Raw genomic sequence first — 18,638 nt, forward strand, 5'->3', positions numbered from 1 at the left:
CGTTTTGTCAATTTATATTTGATCCGTGCTTTCCGGAGGCCTTATCGCTCCGGCAATCCTTAATTCTGATGTGATGCTGATATTTCCTTTCAGTATTTTCGATATCGGGCAATTCTCCGCTACATGTATTAGCCGCTGCTGCAGTTCCTGATCCGAAACTTCCGGGATAGTTATATGCCGTTCGATGTGCATGACGGTTCCTTCGCTGGTTATTTTTTGGAACATGTTCGCTTCAACGCTGATCTCCGGCATGGACAGACCTTTATGGTCTGCGTACATCCTTAAGGTGGCCAGCGTACAGGATACGAGAGCGGACAACAATAGTGTGTACGGGTCGGGACCCAGGTCTTTGCCACCCAGTTTTTCCGGTTCGTCGGTGATCATCACGCCGTTCCGCCAATGAACTGCGGTCAAAAATTTTTCATTGCCAATGATCCCTTTTACAGGATGTTCCAGTAAATATTTCATTGGTGCCAGTCTTTACTCCACACATCTTCATATTCTGCCGGATGACGCTGGAACTGCGCGTTCACATATGGACAGAGCGGAATGATCTTCAAACCTTTTTCTCTGGCATAACCGACAAGTTCGGCCAACAGTAATTTTGCGAAGCCTTTGCCTTCGAACTCGGGGTAAACCTCGGTATGGAATACCGCTAACCGGCCCCCTGTCATGGCCAGGTTCATTTTTCCTGCCTGTACTTCGTCCGAAAAGAGCTGCACCTCACCGTGGACTTGATCTGTAAAAACAATTTTTGTATTTTCCATTTTATGTGGTCCGGGCTGCCCCGGTTTAGTTGATAGTGATGATCGTGAATGTTTTTCCGATGGATTTTGCGGATTTGTCATACGGAAAATGCCTTAGTGATTCGGGCTGTCTGTATCTGAATTGCGCCGGCCCCCTGCCTGAAAATGCAGCCGGTCGGATTTCTGATCCCTGCTCACGGGAGTTATTTTCTTCCCTTTTCGTATTTATGCGTGTGTTCATAAACATATGCTTGATTTTTGCAGACTTATAAAACGAGTGTTCATAGCGTGGCCAGGGCGGCTACACCGGATGATCGATCCATAAGCAGATGCACAAATCTCCGCAACAGGGAGCTTTCAGAAAGATGACAATTGTAAAGAAAAGAAGTAGATATAGGTCTACTTAAATATGGGGAAGGAACAATGGAAAGTTACTATTTCAGCTTTAGTTTGCGTTTGACACGGCTTAATGTATCTTTATTTATGCCGAGATATGATGCAATAATATGCTGCGGAAAACGATCGGCGAATGCCGGATAACGCTCTACCAGATCTGCATACCGCTTACCTGCGGTATCGGTCAAAGCTGAGGTGAGCCGGCGGTTATGAGCTATCTCCATATTCTGATCAAGCATCCTTTTCATTTCGACATATGCCGGAACATTATGCAGCAGCTCGGCGTCCCCTTCTCTTTTAATGCAAAGCAGATCACAGGGTTCCAGGGCGTCGATATGGTAGCGGCTCGGGACACGGGTGAAAAAACTTTCGCGGTCGCCCATCCACCATTCCTCCAGGCCAAGTCTGATAACGTGCTCCTGTCCTTTATTATCCACCGAATACATTCGCATAGCACCCTTAACAATGAATGCATAGTTCATGCAAATGTCGCCGGCCTGCAAAAGATATTCTTTTCTTTTAAGCCTTAATGGCGTAAAATTCCGCCGGATCATCGCCTTGTCCTCACCTGAAAGAGGAATATTGCTGAATTTTTTGAGGTAGTCAAAATAGGTATTGTACATAAGCAGGCCCCGGTATCTTTTAACGGTTTTAATACTATTGATAGTCGTGTAAATATAAACCAAAATGAAATTTTAATTCAATCATGTCATCAAAAATATTTTTTAAATAATTGATAATATGATAGTTATGGGTTTTTTAGATTTAAAAAACGTTACGCAGCTGAATTTTTTATAGACTAATGTCTACGACTTTATTAAACATATATCATCTTTTGAAAATAACAGGATCATTAAAATTGTCCCATCTACATCAAGCATACCATTTATGAAAACAATGTCAGGATCAGTCACGAGGTCGGCTACGCCTTCAACATCATCTTCAGAATTTTATAGGACTGGCCTTTCCGGGACCTTCACCTTCATATTCCCTTTAAAGGCTGATGTCATGCATATACGGTATCAGGATTAATTATTAATAACAATCTCAATTATCAAAACATGTCAAACATTCAAAAAAAAGGGCTTGAGGCCCTGTTGCGTCCGGAGGACAGTATCGTTGTGCTGATCGATCATCAGCCGTTCCAATTCACTAATTTGAACAGTCATGAGCCGACGATGATCATTAATAATGTCGCAGGTCTTTCAAAAGCCGCAAAGATCTTTAACGTACCAACCATCCTGACAACCGTTGTGGAAGAACGCGGAGGCCTGATCATTAAACAGATCCAGGAGGTTTTTCCTGAGCAAAAGCCCATCAATCGTACGTGGATCAATACCTGGCAGGATCCTAATGTGACTGACATTGTTGCCAAGAGCGGCCGTAAGCAACTAATTATTGCCGGGTTATGGACCGATATATGTGTAGCCATGCCTGCCATTCAAGCAGCGGCTGAGGGCTATGATGTATTCGTGGTGACGGATGCCTGCGGGTCGTCATCGCTGGAGGCTCACGATATGGCTGTTCGCCGTATGGTACAACACGGTGTTACACCGATTAACTGGTTTGCAGTCATATCCGAATGGCAGCGCGACTGGGCGCGTCTGGATACAGCCGCCCTGCTGGCCGGTTTGATGGTCGAGCATTGCGGTGTTACTGGCGTAGCTTATGCGTGGGAACAACAATTGTTAAAAACACCTGTACCCGAACAATAACAACAATCACCGGTAAGGCGATGTTCCGGTCACGGGACGTCGCCGCTACCATAAGGCAAAAATTTTCAATTATAGGAAGATCATCATATGCTGGACATCGTCATTTCATCACGTCAGGCAGAAATCATACCCGGATTTGTTGTAAAGCGACTTTTGCCTTACCAGCTCCGACGCATGGTCGGGCCTTTTATTTTTATGGACCACGGTGGTCCGATCGGTATTCCGGCCACCATTCATAGTAACCTGGATGTGCTGCCTCATCCGCACATTGGTCTGTCTACCGTCAGCTACCTGTTCAGCGGAGAGATCATGCACCGGGATTCGCTTGGTGTCGAGCAGGCGATCAAACCCGGCGAGGTCAACTGGATGACAGCGGGTAAAGGAATCGCGCATAGTGAACGATTTGAAGATCCGGCGATACGAGCAGGCGGAAGCCTGGAAATGATACAGACATGGGTGGCATTGCCTGAAAAGGAGGAAGAAGCAGAACCCAGCTTTCATAATTATCAACCAGATCAGCTGCCGGTATTTACAGATACGGGAGTATGGATGCGCCTGATCGCCGGAGAAGCGTACGGCCTGAAAAGCGGCGTGAAAACCACATCACCATTATTTTACCTGCATGTGGTTCTTGAACAGGATGCCCGATTCGGCATTCCTACAGGGCATAGCGAAAGAGGTGTTTACATCGTCAACGGAAGCGTTACGGTAGGCGGAACAAGATATACTGCCGGCCAGCTTTTGGTATTCAGTTCCGGCGTCGATCCGGTTATTGTAGCTCAGGAACGTACGACGCTGATGATGCTGGGCGGTGAACATTTGGGCGAGCGTTATATCTGGTGGAATTTTGTATCGAGCAGAAGGGAAAGGATCGAACAGGCAAAAGAAGATTGGATGCAGGGAAGGATCCTGTTGCCACCTACGGATAACGAAGCATTCATTCCTTTACCTGAAGGTCATTCAAAACCGGCTGGCGGACCTCCGCCCAATGCCCTTTCCTGAAACACCGACCAGTTACACTTATCAGGACTTTGACCGGTAAACGACAGCACATAATTTAAATCATAATGAATAAAATGGAAGTAGGTATAGACAGTTTTGCCTCGGCAATGTACGGAAACAACGAGTTAAGCCATATTGATGCGATGGAGCAACTGCTGGATCGTATTGTAGCGGCAGATGAAGCCGGACTTGATGTATTCGGTATTGGCGAGCATCACAAAAAAGAATACCTGGACTCAGTTCCGGCGGTCATCCTGGCAGCTGCGGCTGCCCGTACCAAAAGGATCCGGCTGATGAGCGCGGTGACTGTGTTAAGTACATCCGACCCGGTTCGGGTCTTTCAACAATTTGCAACGCTGGATATCATTTCTAAAGGGAGGGCCGAGATCATTGCCGGACGCGGTTCGGCTACGGAAGCTTTTCCCTTGTTTGGCTTTAACCTCAATGACTATGATGCGCTTTTCAAAGAAAAATTGAAGCTGCTGCTACAGATCAGGGATGAGGAATTTGTTACCTGGTCAGGAAAGTTCAGGCCTGCATTAAATAACCAGCCCGTCTATCCGCGTCCTGTACAGAAAAAGTTGCCGGTGTGGGTTGGCGCAGGCGGTACGCCCCAATCGTTCGTACGTGCCGGGATGCTGGGCCTGCCGCTTATGGTGGCGGTTATCGGTGGGGAGACAGAGCGTTTCCGGCCTTTGGTCGACCTTTATCGCAAATCGGGCGCCGAAGCCGGATTCAAACCTGAAGAATTAAAGGTAGGACTGCATTCGCCTGGCTATGTCGGTGATACTGATGAATCAGCGATCGCTGACTATTACCCGGGCTACGTAGAAAACTGGACAAAAGTCGGCCGTGAACGGGGTTGGCCGCCGGTAACCAAAGCACAGTTCGATGCAGGCGTGGCGCCAAGAGGAGTTTTGGTGGTCGGTGGTCCGGAAACGGTTGCTGAAAAGCTGAAAAGGCACAGTGAAGCGCTCGGTGGCATTGACGTTTTTACCTTCCAAATGGATATTGCGGGCCTGACGCACCAGCAGTTATTGCGGTCCATTGAACTGATCGGCAGCAAGGTCATACCGCTGGTCAACAGGCAGCCCAGTAATCCTTCATCATCCGGATCTTCCGAAAAAATTTAACCGAGCACGATCGAATTATTATGAAGAAGAAAAGCAGTTTTTCAACCCAGGGTCAGAGAGCAGATATTGGCCATCTGGAAATTTCACGAATGCTACCCAACAGATATGCTGACGCAGTAGGTCCGTTCGTGTTCCTTGATCATATCGTACCAAGGATCCAGACCAAGATCAATAAGGAAGGCACCGGTGCGCACCCGCATCGCGGTATTGCCACACTGAGCTACATACTAAACGGCGAGGATGAACACTTTGACAGCGCGGGCAACTATGCCAAGGTGCATTCCGGCGGCGTACAGTGGATGAATGCCGGCAACGGTATAATTCACGACGAAACGTTAAATTATGATTCCCGGTCAGACACCAAACTGGTACATGCTTTCCAGTTCTGGATCAATTTGCCTTCAGAGATCAAAGCAGGGAAGCCGGCTTATCTTGCCATTGAAGGTGATGACGTGCCGCGTAAAGATCTGCCGGATGGAAAGGGATTTATCAAAGTCATAGCGGGAACATTTGGGGAACTCAGTTCGCCGATACCCAATTACTCAGAACAATTCCTCTACCATATCCAGCTGCAGGCAGGCGCGGATTTTGAGATTGCGTTTGGCGATGAGCGGGAAGTAGCCGCCTATCTTCCTGAAATGGGTGGAATCATCAATGATGAGAAATTTCACGCCGGAGATTTTATCGAGTTTGACAGGAAGGAAGGCTGTATAGAGCTGAAGAACGAAGCCCAGCAAGCCTGCGATTTCATATTGTTCGGCGGAGAAGCTTATGACGAACCAATCTTCGCAGAAGGGCCGTTCGTAATGAACTCAAAGCTGGACACAGCCATTGCCTACCGGGATTTTTATAATGGGGATTACGGCAAGATCGATTATGAAAAACAAAGATCTAAGGGTTAGTAAGCAACAATGGAACTGTTCCGTAAGGAAATTTTAAAGCCGATTGTAAAATCTTCACGCGGGTATAAAAAAGAGCTAACAGAGCACATAAATATTAAAGGATCTTCAGGATCAGAAATCACAGCTATGATGAAAAAGCAATTAAAGTTTAGCGTCGGCGATGGGGTATCGGCGATCAGCGGGCCGATGCAATGGACATACGGAACTGTAGTTTTTTATGATGAGGCGACCGGCAAATATCTTGTACGCTATACGGAAGAACAGCAATTGTACTTCGCTGAAGAGGAGATCACGGCCTGGAAAAATGTTAAATGATCTGCAGAGATAAAATGGTAAGATTGATATTTCAGGAATATGGCGATCCGATTGAGGTTCTGAAGACGGATGAGTTAACTGTTCCGGAGCCGGCTTACGACGAATTGCTTGTACGCATGATCATGAGGCCGGTAAATCCTTACGAACTTGCGCTGATCAATGGCAGCGGCGGCGATGCTCTGTCACCCCCCCGTGTTCCGGGATACGAGGGCGTTGGCGTGGTAACAGCAACCGGCAGCAGCTCCGTGCCGTTCAAAGAAGGCCAGCGGGTCATCCCGACCCCCGTAGATATGCCTGGTACGTGGCAGGAATATGTCACCGGTCGTCCGGACCAGTTTATCGCGGTACCTGATGGTATAGATGATATCCAGGCTGCGCTGACCCTTAATCCGCTAACCTGTCTGATCATGCTGGAAGACATCCTCAAAGTCAGAGAAGGTCAATGGCTATTAAGTACCGCTGCATCGACCAATATTGGCCAGTTACTGATCCAGTTTGCCAGGATCAAAGGCATCAAGCTGATCAACCTGGTGAGAAATATGGTGGCGGAAGAACATATCAGGGCCATGGGTGCGGACTTCGTTGTTAATCCTGATACAGACGATCTCCTTACAATCACTGAACAGCTCACCAAAGGAGCCGGTGTTGACGGGGTGATCGATCCCGTCGGCGGGCGACTCGGTTCCCTCGCGGCCAAAACGCTTTGTTTCGGTGGAAAGATGCTTCTTTTCTCTGATCTGTCGGGTGAACCTGTTATCGCAGATCCAATGGAATTTATCAGTAAAAAGCTAACCATAACAGGTTACACCAGCCTGCACTGGCTGAACGAGAACAGCTACGAGCGTAAATCCGCTTTTGTTTATCATCTTTTTGAACTGATCATGAACGGGTCTCTCAACCTAAGGGCCGACAGCACTTTTCCGCTTTCTGATTTTGCATCTGCTATCAGAAGGTCTAAAGAGTCCGGGCGCAGCGGTAAGGTACTGCTCATTTAAGTTTAGATATCATAATCGTCTCCTCCTATGAAAAATGTAACCGTTGACTGGCTCAGAGCCATTGAAAGTTTGAAAGATGTCCCTGATGATCAGCTGCAGTGGTTCGTTGACCGAAGTGAGATCCTCGAACTGCAGGCCGGTTCGGTCTTATTCAGGCCCGACGATCCTATGCCCGGACCCTTTGTAGTTCTATCAGGAAAACTGATGCTGTGCATACCGCGCGGGCAGGAATTGCAGGAGGCGGGAATATTCGAGGCCGGGGCCATTGGCGGATTTTTACCGTATTCACGGGGCAAGGTCGCCATCCTCGTAACTGAAGTCGTGGAAGACCTCATCTATCTGCAGTTCCCGCTCGAACAACTGGACGAGATGATCAGGACTCAATCTGGTCTCGCCCAGGCCCTGGTCCATGTGATGGCTAACCGCATACGGGAATCCACCGCATTTGAACAGCAAAACGAAAAGATGATGGCTCTTGGCAAGCTGTCGGCAGGGTTGGCACACGAACTTAACAACCCTGCGGCCGCTGTTGTCAGGGGATCGGACTCGCTGTTAAAACATCTTAAACTGGTGCCCGATGCATTTAAACGGATCATGTCCCTTCGGCTGAATGCAGCAGATGTCACTTATGTAACCGATAAATTGTTCGGTGCACTGGCAAAACCGGAAAAGCCGGTATTGAATATGATGGACCGGTCTTCCCTAGAGGATGATCTGTCGGACTGGCTGGATGATCACGGCGTTGAGAAACCGGCTGAGGCTGCCGAAAACCTGGTCGATTTCGGATTTGATGTCGAAGATCTCGATGAAATAAAAGCCCATATTCCTGAAGGAGCGGTTTCAGCGGTCTTCGGCTGGATCAATAATAATCTGGTGACCGAGAAAATAGTAGCGGACATCCAGGATGCCTCCGGCCGGATAGCTGCATTGGTAGGCGCCGTGAAAACGTTCACGCACATGGATCAGGGGCACGGCAAACAATATGCGGATATTCACAATGGTATACGCAGCACGCTGACTATGCTTCAGCATAAAATCAGAAACGGGCATGTCCAGATCATTGAGCACTTTGACACCGGGCTGCCGGAGGTCAATGCGCTGATCGGTGAACTGAACCAGGTTTGGACCAACCTTTTAGATAATGCACTTGACGCCATGGAAGCTCAGGGTAGTGGCCGGCTGACCATTACCACCGGCCGGGCTAAAGATTGCGTACGCGTCACCATTTCTGATAACGGGCCGGGCATCCCTGATGATGTCAGGACCCGCATATTTGACCCTTTTTTTACGACGAAGCAGATTGGTAAAGGTACCGGGCTGGGTTTGGATGTCGTGATGCGGATCGTAAAACAACATAAAGGCGCCGTCAAAGTTCAATCGAAACCGGGACAAACGGACTTCATTGTGGAGTTTCCCATCAATGGTTAACAAAATTTATTCATTCACACTAATACAAACGCTCTTATGAGTTTACCTATAATATTCTGTATAGACGATGACGCCCAGGTATTAAGGGCCATCACCCGTGACCTGAAAGGCCGGTACCGAGACCGTTACCGGATACTGAGTACAACTATCGTAAACGAAGCCCTGGAGAACCTGCGGGAATTAAATAACCGGGGCGATGCCGTAGCCATGTTCCTTGCGGATCAGCGCATGCCTGAAATGCAGGGCGTTGAGTTCCTGGTTAAAGCGATGCAATATTTTCCTGATGCAAAACGTGCACTGCTGACCGCCTATTCTGACAAAGATTCAGCAATAAAGGCCATTAACGAAGTAAAACTCGATTATTATCTGGTCAAACCCTGGGATCCGCCTGAAGAAAAATTGTTCCCTGTCATCGACGACCTGTTACATGAGTGGCAATGCGATTACCATCCCGTTTTCAAAGGCATCAAGGTGATCGGCTATCAGTTCTCTCAAAGCTCCCATGAGCTGAAGGATTTTCTGGCCGGCAACCTTGTACCTTACCAATGGCTGGATTACAAAACGGATAAGGACGGGCAAAAACTAATGATCAATAATGGCCTTAAGGAGTCCGATCTGCCGGTCGTTTTTTTAGAGGACGGAAGTTACCTTACCAAACCCGGTTTGGCAGAACTTGCCGGTAGCATAGGATTGAACCCTCAGCGGGAACGTCAGGATGTTTATGACGTGGTCATTATCGGTGCCGGACCGGCAGGGCTGGCGGCCGGTGTTTATGGAGCATCAGAAGGTTTGAAAACCATCCTGATAGAACGACGCGCCCCGGGCGGACAGGCTGGAACCAGTTCACGCATTGAGAATTACCTCGGCTTTCCAACCGGTTTAAGCGGAGCAGAACTGACCCATCGCGCGATGACGCAGGCAACCCGGTTAGGTACCGAATTCCTGTCGCCGCAATCCGTTCGGTCGATCGAGCAGAAGGACGGCTATAAAAAAATCATCCTGGATAACGCCGAAGAGATCATTACCAGGAGCGTGGTCATCACTACCGGTGTTGATTATCGTAAACTTGACACGCCGGGTATCGCTGAATTTACAGGGGCCGGAATTTATTACGGAGCAGCCATGACCGAAGCCACAGCCTGCAAAGACAAAGACGTTTACATTGTTGGAGGGGGAAATTCTGCCGGACAGGCGGCGATGTACCTTTCTAAATTTGCCGGGAAGGTTTATATACTGATCCGTAAAGAGGACCTGACCTCAACGATGTCAGCTTACCTGATCGATCAGATCGCAGCTGAAAACAACATTCATGTCATGCCGAAAGTAGAAATTACCGCTGCTTATGGTTCCGACAAGCTGGAAAGCCTTGATATCCGCTCATTCGGGACCGGGGCGACAACTAAGGTTTCCGCTGACGCGCTTTATATCTTCATTGGAGCCAAGCCATTTACCGATTGGATAACACTTGATATTGTGAAAGACGATAAGGGTTTCTTACAAACGGGCCGAGATCTGACGTCCCGTACCGATTATCCCAAGATCTGGAAACAAAAGCGTAATCCTTACCTGCTGGAAACAAGTTGTCCCGGCATTTTTGCCGCAGGCGACGTCAGGGCCGGAGCCATGAATCGAGTGGCATCAGCCGTGGGTGAAGGATCTATGGCGATCAGTTTCGTGCATAAATATTTAGCGGAAGTAAAATAGCTGCAAGCCGAGGCAAGTTCATATCCAACATTTCATAATCATTTGTATACATGTCACGTTTAAAATTATCTTTTTGGTTGGTCGCACTTTTACAATCCTGTTCAGCAACACTGGTAAGCGCACAGGTATTTGAGAGAACGCCGGAGCTACAGGGTGATGTTGTCGTTTTTCCTTTAACGCTGATCAACGTTTATCCTTTTATCCCCGCAACTGTCAACGGCATTGACGGTAAATTTATGTTCGATACAGGTTTTGGAACAACCATTATCCTGAATGATAACCTGGTCAAACTGCCGGCTAAAAAAGCACACGGGAACGGCCTTGCCGGCAGCGGTGAGTCCTACAGAACCAATGTGAGCGATACCATCAGAGAGATCAGGTTTGGAAACGGAATTACTTACCGTAACCTGGAAAACATCACCAGCGGAAATCATGATTTCATACAGAAGAACATAACGCCGGATATGATCGGCTACATCGGGTATAAATTTTTTAAAGGATACCTTTTTAAAATAGACTATCTGCATAGAAAGGTCACCTTCTATAAAAATTCGCCGGAGCGCAGCAGGTCCAAAGATTTCCTGGCAAATGAAAAAGTTTTGGCGGTCATCAATTTTGAGGTCCGAAAACAGGAAAATCACCCGCTGGTCAGGTTAAAAATAGACGGGGTCGATGTTATCGGCGAATTTGACTCGGGGCAGAACGGATTTTTACAACTGGACGCGCTTTCCGGCAACAAATTGAACAATAGCGGGACTATCATTCGTTCCGGCACCGACAGTTACGGCGATACGTTGCTGGCCGTCAAAAATATAATAATGGACGGCAAATTTAAAACTGCTTTAAAAGGAGTGGAATCTGCTACCCTTAAAGGTAGCAGTACGATCAGAAGAGACCTGGAAATTACCGAGGCCAATTTGATGACCATTGGGTACCGGTTCCTGTCACAATACAAAACGGTCTGGGACTACGAACGGAAGAAGATCTATATTCTGGAATATTGAACCCGTGTTAGCCGACAGACTAACGGACTAACTATCATGTACTGCTAATCAATCTCACTGAAAACTAAAATGAAAATTACGCTCAACTCACTAAAATTCATCCTTGTATTGTTTTTGACACATACGACCGCAGCTGCACAAAACCGTGATCCCGGACTCAAATTGCCCGCTCTCAATCCTAAAAGTCCTTTAGCTGAACTTAACGCGAACCACGTCGCTATACGGGTGCCTGATTATGCAGCAGCCATTAAATGGTATACCGAAAAACTCGACTTCAGAGTGATCCATGAATGGCCGTTCGCAGACGAAAAGTTAGCTTATCTGGCTCCACCTAACACCAATTCATTTTGGATCGAGATCCTGGGAGGCGGAAAATTGCGACCCGTTAAAGTCTATCAAGACCTGAGTAAAAGTTTAGAGGACGGTGGTTTTCATCATATCTGCATGGATGTTAATAGTGTGGACAAGGTTGTATCCGAACTTAAAAAACGGGGTGTGCGCATCCTCGGAAAACCTTTCTATGTTCCTGAAATAAAACGTAAGCTGGCTTTCTTCCAGGACCCCTGGGGGAATATTATGGAATTGGCAGAGGTTGTCAGAAAGTAGCATTGCAGCTAACACAAAATACTTACAAACATAGCGACCGGATCAAGGGAAGCTTGCTAAAAATAAAAAAATTATGACTGATGAAAAGATCTGCGGATTAGCAAAACGTATTGCTTCAGTACCCGCTATCCGTACCATACTGGAATCGATCAGCAGACAGACCAATATGAGGATCGCTGCAATAGCATTAGTGAACAGCGAGCGCTGGGTTTTGACTGCTATCCATGATGTGATCGGTCTTGATCTGCAGCCGGGCTATGCTTTAGCATCGCAGACAACCATTTGCCACGATGTTTGCAGTCAGGTCAGTCCGGTCATTATCGATGAGATCAGTATTGATGAGCGTTATGCAACCCACCGTATGCCGCTTCAATTCGGTCTTCAGAGTTATATATCTTTCCCGATACGTTTGCATACAGGTGACGTTTTCGGTACACTGGTAGCGATGGATACGCTACCTAATGCGCTGGATCCCGGGCAAACCCTGGAAATGTTCAGTGTCTATGCCGATCTGGTCGCATTTCATCTGCGCGCGAAATATGAATCGGAGCCCGATTTTATCCACGGGTCTGAAGACCGCAGGGATTGCGAATTAAGAGAACTGCATGTGGCCATGCTGGGCCACGATCTTCGTAATCCGTTAAGTGCGATAGCCAATGCTGCCGGAATAATAGCGCAAAGGACTGACGATAAAATGATCCTGGACATGGTACAGATCGTGCAGTCATCAGGCCACCGGATGACCGCTATGGTGAATAATATTATGGGGTTCAGCCGGAGCCGTATAGGAACCGGCTGGCTGCCAGATATTCAGCCGGAGGCCAGCCTTCAGGAAAAATTAGAGCAAACCATCTCAGAACATCTGATCAACGCCCGGGGACGGATCGTTGAGCGCGATTTTGACCTTCGTGAAACAGTACACTGTGACAGTACGATGATTCAGCAGGTAGCGGCAAATTTGCTTTCCAACGCGCTGACCCATGGACATCCTGAGCAGCCCATCCGTTTCAGGGCACACCATCAGGGCGGCAATTTTATCATCAGTATTACAAATTCCTGTAATCAAATACCGGAATTCGAACTCTCCCGAATATTTCAGCCATTTGCGCAGACCGGTCACAAAGAGGGCCGCAGGAAAGGTCTGGGCCTCGGACTGCACATTGTGTCAGAGATCGCCGCCGCGCATCAGGGTAAGGTTACGATTGACTCCCGGGAACGGGCAACTACTTTTACATTCATGATACCAGGCAGGCAGGACGCTGCCTGACTACAAATGTATATGCAGTTTATTAAATAGAGAACAGATGCTGACTTCGCGTTTCAAACTTCCGAAACGTTGATACGGAGGCGTTACCGGGTACATTCGAGGATAGTTGATGGTGCATATATAACGACATTTGTCGACATGTTTTTATAGCAATTCTCATCGTCTTCAAGCCCTTATCAGACGCATTTTTACATTGGTAACTTACTAAAGTATTGCCGCCGGAAAGCGCCTGAACGGAAGGCAAAAAGGCAGCTGGCCTTTGGCAAGTGTAGTTCACTAATCATTCAAAAAGAAACATCTATGAAAAAAACTTTTGCATTACTTACTTCCGTACTGATCGGGGCTAGTTTACACGCGCAGTCCGGGAATTCATCAGCAGGTGCCGACCTGATCGTTTACCATGCTAAGATCACAACCCTGACAGCAGCACAACCCCAAGCCACTGCGCTTGCCGTAAGTGCCGGAAGGATCTACGCTGTCGGCAATGACGATGAGATCCTCGCACTTAAAGACGGCCACACCAAATTAATTGACGCAGATGGCAGACGGCTCATTCCGGGACTGGAAGATTCGCACATGCATCCCATGAATGAACGTAGTTTCAATTATAAGGTTAGGTGGGATAATGTTCCGACGTTGAAAAGGGCGCTGGAAATGCTTACTGAACAAGCTGCAAGAACACCTGAAGGTCAGTGGGTAAAAGTACAGGGCGGATGGTCTCCTTACCAGTTCCAGGAAAAACGTTTGCCTACCATTGAGGAATTGAATAAGGCCGTACCGAACAAACTTCTGTATGTTCAGTATGCCTACAACAAGGTCTGGCTTAACAAACCCGCCATGAAATTTTTTGGTGTAGGTACTTCAAAATTCCCTTTATTGCCCGGCACTGTACTGCAAAAGGATAAGAATGGGAATTATACAGGTATCATCGAAGGCTATACCTTCCAATTTCTGGGACTGGATGCCATGTTACCGCAGGCCAACCCGGAAGAGGAAGTTAGTTCTTTTGCATACCTGATCAAAGATCTGAACCGGTTTGGTCTTACTACGGTGATCGATAACTCGAGCCTGGTGGGTTACCCTGATGGTCACAGGTCGCTTCAAACACTAATTAAAGAGAACAGATTGAACATTCGTTTTCCGTTCGCTGATCTCGGATTCAGTTACGATCCCAAAAAAAATTGGGTAGAAACGGAGATCGAGCGGATCACGAAGGTCTCACCTTTAAGCCCGGGACAGAATATGCACCCCGGCATGGAGCATGGCTACGAATATGAAGGCACAGGCGAGGTGCTTCGCGCTGAGATCCATGACCATGAGAATTTCGACCGGCCTACCTATATCGTTCCAAAAGATAAAATGAAGCAATATGCAGAAGAAGACGTACGTAAACTTATACAAAAAAGGATTCCCTTCCGTATGCATATCACTTATAACGAAAACATAACGCCTTTCCTTGACGCAATGGAAGACGTTGTTAAGACAACACCGCTGGACGGAATGCGCTGGAGCATCGAACATGCCGAAACGATCAGCGATGAAAATATCGCAAGGGTTAAAAAATTAGGCGGAGGTATCGCGCTTGACGATAAAATGGCGCTTCACGGTGACGCTTACGTAAAAACCCACGGCAGGGATAGCGCCCTGTACACGCCAAGGTTCAGAGCTTTGGTGAGCAGCGGAATTCCACTTTCATTAACTTCAGATGCTTTCCGTGTTTCTCCCGGAAATCCCTGGATAGGGATCAGCTGGGCGGTGACGGGAAAAGCGGTATCAGGTAACGTTATCCTGGCCGAAGATAATCGCCTGACCCGTGACGAAGCCCTTAGGTTATACACTACAGGCGCTGCCTGGTTTGAATATGAGGAGAGTGACAAAGGACGTATCGCGCCGGGAAATCTTGCAGATTTTGTCCTGCTGAGTGATGATTATTTCACGGTGCCGGATGACCAGATCAAAAACCTGGAGTCGGTACTGACCGTTGTTGGCGGCAGAGTGGTATACGGCTCAGACAAATACAGCAGCCTTTCACCAAAGCTTGCAGATCCGATGCCGTTATGGTCGCCGGTAAAATATTTTGGCGGTTACCACTTTGAGAAAAAATAATAAGGTTTTAACCTGATTTTTGGACAATATCCCGAAGATCATAAATACTAAAGATCGATTGACATCGAGCATAGCGGCGAAAGCGCAAACCTACCGTTCAAATCAAAATGATCATTGGTTTCGCCTTTCGTCGCTATTATTAAAGAAAAATTCCAAAGGACCTTGATTCCAAAAAAGCTTCCTCGTGGGATTATCGGCCGGTCGGCTAATTGCGAAGACTTACTGATAACCGGATGAGCTTTTTTTTAACTTATTATATAATTATTCGTAAATTAGAACGACATATGGGGTGTTATAAATGTATCAGAACTTAATCAATTACATTAAAGATTATTCAGGCTTAGAAATAAATGATTCAGAAATAGCCTTGATCAAGGGTAGATTTCAACCGAAAACGCTTCGCAAAAGACAATATTTTTTAAGGGCTGGCGATGCATCAAAGTATACGGCTTTCATTACCAAAGGTGCGATGCGGCAGTTTTGTGTAGATGATAAGGGAACCGAAAAGATAGTTCAGCTTTTTATTGAAAATTATTGGGCGGATGACCGGGCAAGTTTGATCTCGAATGAGCCTTCAGATTATAATATACAAGCCTGGGAAGACACAGAAATGCTGATCATCACTTCAAAACACATCTTGGAACTGGCGGATCAGATCCCTGCATTAGCACAAATGCTCCGGGTAATGGATGACAGGCACTCTATAGCATTGCACAGAAGGATAAATTCAATGATCTGCACTACAGCGGAGTCGCGTTATCAGGAATTCGCGAACAAATATCCGCATTTTCTTCAGCGGTTCCCGCAACATTATATCGCATCTTATTTGGGTATCACTAAAGAAACGTTAAGCAGATTAAAAAGACAGGCGATCCTATAAAATTCTGAGGCATCAGGACATTCAAGATCGGTGCTGGGGAACTTGAACTGATCACATTGTAAATGGGGCCGGACGTTAGAAAGTAGTACAGAAAGCTTGCGAAGGTTTGATCAGTTCCAAATCTCCGCCAGCTCTATTTTACGTTTCTTGTTTATACTTGACACTGGGCATTCTATTGATATCGCAGGTCAGCAGGCGCGAAAGTAGATGACTTCATTTTTGGGGTGTTTCGAAATATCTAATGATATCGCTAAGTTTGACCGTCTTATCTCAGCACACTTAAACGTCAAGCCAATTTATTGGGCGCATAGCCAATCAATTTCCCTCACTAATTACCTTCGCATTATTTTTACCTCAAACATATTTTGCCTTGCTACGAAAATCTTAATCGGCATGGATCTGTTCGGCGGCATTTTCCGTGACAAGTAGATATTTATCGATGAATTTTATAAGCATTTGTCATCTTATAAAAAATTGAGCTGAATTAAATTTGAACTGACGATCAGCGTGCCTTTCACTTGATCCGGGGATAATAGAAATTAAAATTCAATATCGATTTATGAAAAAACAATTTTTTTTTGCCATAGCCATGATCAGCGCTATGCAGACTAGGGCGCAATCCGCAGAACAAATCACCGGTGCTGATATGATCGTGTTCAATGCGAAGATCACCACCGGGAGCCTGACAAAACCCGATGCTTCGGCGCTCGCTGTAAAACGGGGTAAGATCTATGCTGTAGGAACAGATGTTGAGATATTAAATTTCAAAGGGAACGGAACCAAATTAATTGATGCAGGCGGTAAACGCCTGATACCGGGTATCAATGATGCCCACCTCCATATATTAAATGACAGGAGTTACAATTACAATGTCAGATGGGAAGGCGTACCGACATTGAAGCGTGCACTGGAAATGTTAAGTGAGCAGGCAAAACGAACTCCTGAGGGCCAATGGGTAAAAGTGATCGGTGGCTGGTCGCCATACCAGTTCGAAGAAAGACGTTTACCAACTCTTGAAGAGGTTCGTAAAGCCGTCCCTAACCGGCCTGTTATCGTTCAGTATGCCTATAACAGGGCATTTTTGAATGAATTGGCGATGAAGGCATTCGGAGTGGGTACCAGTAAATTTCCAGCATTGCCGGGTACGGTATTCGAAAAGGATAAGAAAGGGAATTATACAGGGATAGTGGACGGCTATACATTTACATTCATCTCATTGGAAGCTATGGTACCACAGCCCTCCTATGAAGAACAGCTTAGCTCCATAACAAATGTCATAAATAGTCTGAACCGTTTCGGGGTTACTTCAGCTGTTGATGGTGCGGCCCTGATCGGGTATCCGAACGGTCATACCCCAATACAGCAACTGGTAAGGGAAAATCGTTTAAATGTAAGGATGCCATTCATTGATCTGCAGTTCGGAGATGCGAGCAGCGGTAGCCTGGTCGATGCCGAGATCAACGCGGTAACTAAAAAATCACCTGTTAGTCCCGGAGAGAACCTGCACCCGACCATGGTGCATGGTCATGAATACGAAGGGGCCGGCGAGCTGCTTAGAATGGAACTCCATGATCACGAAAATTTCGACAGACCGGCGGTTGTCATCGATAAGGATGTCATGCGCCGTTACATCAGAGAAGACATTACCAAACTCGTTCAAAGAGGTATTCCTTTCCGAATGCATATCAGCTATGACGAAAATATTACCCCGTTTCTCGACGAACTCGAAGAGATAAACAAAAAGACACCGTTTGACGGTTTACGGTGGAGTATCGAACATGCCGAAACAATTTCTTTGGAGAACGCTGCCAGGGTAAAAAGATTAGGCGGCGGTATTGCATTGGATACAAAACTGGCCATGCACGGTGAGGCTTTTATCAAAACCTATGGAGCCGAAAAAGCATCACAGACCCCAAGATTACGTGAGTTATATGACAGCGGTGTTCCGCTTACGATGACGACAGATGCATTCAGGGTAGCATCCTTTAACCCATGGATAGGCATCAGCTGGATGACTACAGGCAAGTCAGTGTCAGGAATGGAAGTGCTGGCAAAAAACAATCGTTTAACGAGAGAAGAAGCGTTAAAATTGTTTACAATAGCCCCGACCTGGTTTGAAGATCACGAGCGTGAGATGGGAAAGATCATTCCGGGTAATCTTGCAGATTTTGTCCTGCTCAATAAGGATTACTTTACCATTCCAGATGACGAAATAAAAACCATTGCTTCTTCATTGACGGTTGTGAACGGCAGAGTGGTTTTTGGTGCGGGCGAATATAAAAACCTGTCTCCTAAATTACCTGAAACACTTCCCGCTTGGTCACCATTCAAATATTATGGTGGATTTTATAACAACAAGGATTAAAAATCATGATCTGCATCCGGAGCGCCAAGCAATAACCGATCGGGATCACATTTCCAATTTTGCGCCAGGTAGTG

The 18,638-nt window shown here is 46.7% G+C and carries 17 protein-coding genes; 14 read left to right on the forward strand and 3 right to left on the reverse strand.

Annotation, left to right across the window (positions count from 1 at the left end; all coding sequences use genetic code 11):
* Positions 1–12: 12 nt before the first annotated feature.
* The 3 genes from AC07NA_RS21415 to AC07NA_RS21425 form a co-directional block, all read right to left on the reverse strand.
* Positions 13–468 carry an OsmC family protein gene (locus AC07NA_RS21415; protein ID WP_494899623.1) on the reverse strand — a complete coding sequence of 152 codons (456 nt, stop codon included), beginning with the start codon at positions 466–468 and terminating at the stop codon, positions 13–15.
* Positions 465–767, reverse strand: coding sequence for a GNAT family N-acetyltransferase (locus tag AC07NA_RS21420; RefSeq protein WP_494899624.1), 303 nt, complete (start codon positions 765–767; stop codon positions 465–467). Before AC07NA_RS21420 ends, AC07NA_RS21415 begins: the two co-directional genes overlap by 4 nt.
* 413 nt (positions 768–1,180) lie before the next feature.
* On the reverse strand, positions 1,181–1,765 hold the full coding sequence (locus AC07NA_RS21425) for a Crp/Fnr family transcriptional regulator (protein ID WP_494899626.1): 585 nt from the start codon (positions 1,763–1,765) through the stop codon (positions 1,181–1,183).
* Positions 1,766–2,203: 438 nt separating this feature from the next.
* On the opposite strand from AC07NA_RS21425, the gene AC07NA_RS21430 reads away from it, so the two are divergent.
* From AC07NA_RS21430 to AC07NA_RS21495, 14 genes are all read left to right on the forward strand, one after another.
* Positions 2,204–2,857, forward strand: coding sequence for a hydrolase (locus tag AC07NA_RS21430; RefSeq protein WP_494899628.1), 654 nt, complete (start codon positions 2,204–2,206; stop codon positions 2,855–2,857).
* An 87-nt stretch (positions 2,858–2,944) separates the two neighbouring features.
* A complete protein-coding gene (locus AC07NA_RS21435) occupies positions 2,945–3,859 on the forward strand; it encodes a pirin family protein (RefSeq protein WP_494899630.1) in 915 nt (304 codons plus the stop codon).
* Between the two features lie 65 nt (positions 3,860–3,924).
* On the forward strand, positions 3,925–4,992 hold the full coding sequence (locus tag AC07NA_RS21440; RefSeq protein ID WP_494899632.1) for an LLM class flavin-dependent oxidoreductase: 1,068 nt from the start codon (positions 3,925–3,927) through the stop codon (positions 4,990–4,992).
* Positions 4,993–5,012: 20 nt separating this feature from the next.
* Complete coding sequence (locus tag AC07NA_RS21445) at positions 5,013–5,894, forward strand: pirin family protein (RefSeq protein ID WP_494899634.1); 882 nt, start codon at positions 5,013–5,015, stop codon at positions 5,892–5,894.
* A gap of 9 nt (positions 5,895–5,903) precedes the next feature.
* Positions 5,904–6,209 carry a hypothetical protein gene (locus AC07NA_RS21450; RefSeq protein ID WP_494899635.1) on the forward strand — a complete coding sequence of 102 codons (306 nt, stop codon included), beginning with the start codon at positions 5,904–5,906 and terminating at the stop codon, positions 6,207–6,209.
* Positions 6,206–7,204 carry a zinc-dependent alcohol dehydrogenase family protein gene (locus AC07NA_RS21455; RefSeq protein WP_494899637.1) on the forward strand — a complete coding sequence of 333 codons (999 nt, stop codon included), beginning with the start codon at positions 6,206–6,208 and terminating at the stop codon, positions 7,202–7,204. Before AC07NA_RS21450 ends, AC07NA_RS21455 begins: the two co-directional genes overlap by 4 nt.
* 27 nt (positions 7,205–7,231) lie before the next feature.
* Complete coding sequence (locus AC07NA_RS21460; protein ID WP_494899639.1) at positions 7,232–8,632, forward strand: sensor histidine kinase; 1,401 nt, start codon at positions 7,232–7,234, stop codon at positions 8,630–8,632.
* Positions 8,633–8,668: 36 nt separating this feature from the next.
* The gene (locus AC07NA_RS21465) at positions 8,669–10,336 is read left to right on the forward strand and encodes an NAD(P)/FAD-dependent oxidoreductase (RefSeq protein ID WP_494899641.1); all 1,668 of its coding nucleotides are present in this window, start codon (positions 8,669–8,671) and stop codon (positions 10,334–10,336) included.
* A gap of 50 nt (positions 10,337–10,386) precedes the next feature.
* Positions 10,387–11,340, forward strand: a complete 954-nt coding sequence (locus tag AC07NA_RS21470) for a pepsin/retropepsin-like aspartic protease family protein (protein WP_494899642.1) — start codon at positions 10,387–10,389, stop codon at positions 11,338–11,340.
* A 69-nt stretch (positions 11,341–11,409) separates the two neighbouring features.
* Complete coding sequence (locus tag AC07NA_RS21475) at positions 11,410–11,946, forward strand: VOC family protein (protein WP_494899643.1); 537 nt, start codon at positions 11,410–11,412, stop codon at positions 11,944–11,946.
* 73 nt (positions 11,947–12,019) lie between these two features.
* Positions 12,020–13,213 (forward strand): GAF domain-containing sensor histidine kinase, encoded by a 1,194-nt coding sequence (locus AC07NA_RS21480; RefSeq protein WP_494899644.1) that lies wholly within the window; start codon positions 12,020–12,022, stop codon positions 13,211–13,213.
* A gap of 300 nt (positions 13,214–13,513) precedes the next feature.
* Positions 13,514–15,319 carry an amidohydrolase gene (locus AC07NA_RS21485; protein ID WP_494899646.1) on the forward strand — a complete coding sequence of 602 codons (1,806 nt, stop codon included), beginning with the start codon at positions 13,514–13,516 and terminating at the stop codon, positions 15,317–15,319.
* Between the two features lie 298 nt (positions 15,320–15,617).
* Entirely contained in the window at positions 15,618–16,199 is a 582-nt protein-coding gene (locus AC07NA_RS21490) for a Crp/Fnr family transcriptional regulator (protein ID WP_494899647.1), read from the forward strand.
* Positions 16,200–16,758: 559 nt separating this feature from the next.
* Entirely contained in the window at positions 16,759–18,564 is a 1,806-nt protein-coding gene (locus AC07NA_RS21495) for an amidohydrolase (protein ID WP_494899649.1), read from the forward strand.
* Positions 18,565–18,638: the final 74 nt, after the last annotated feature.

The organism is Mucilaginibacter sp. GW821-FHT07G05, from assembly GCF_059418565.1.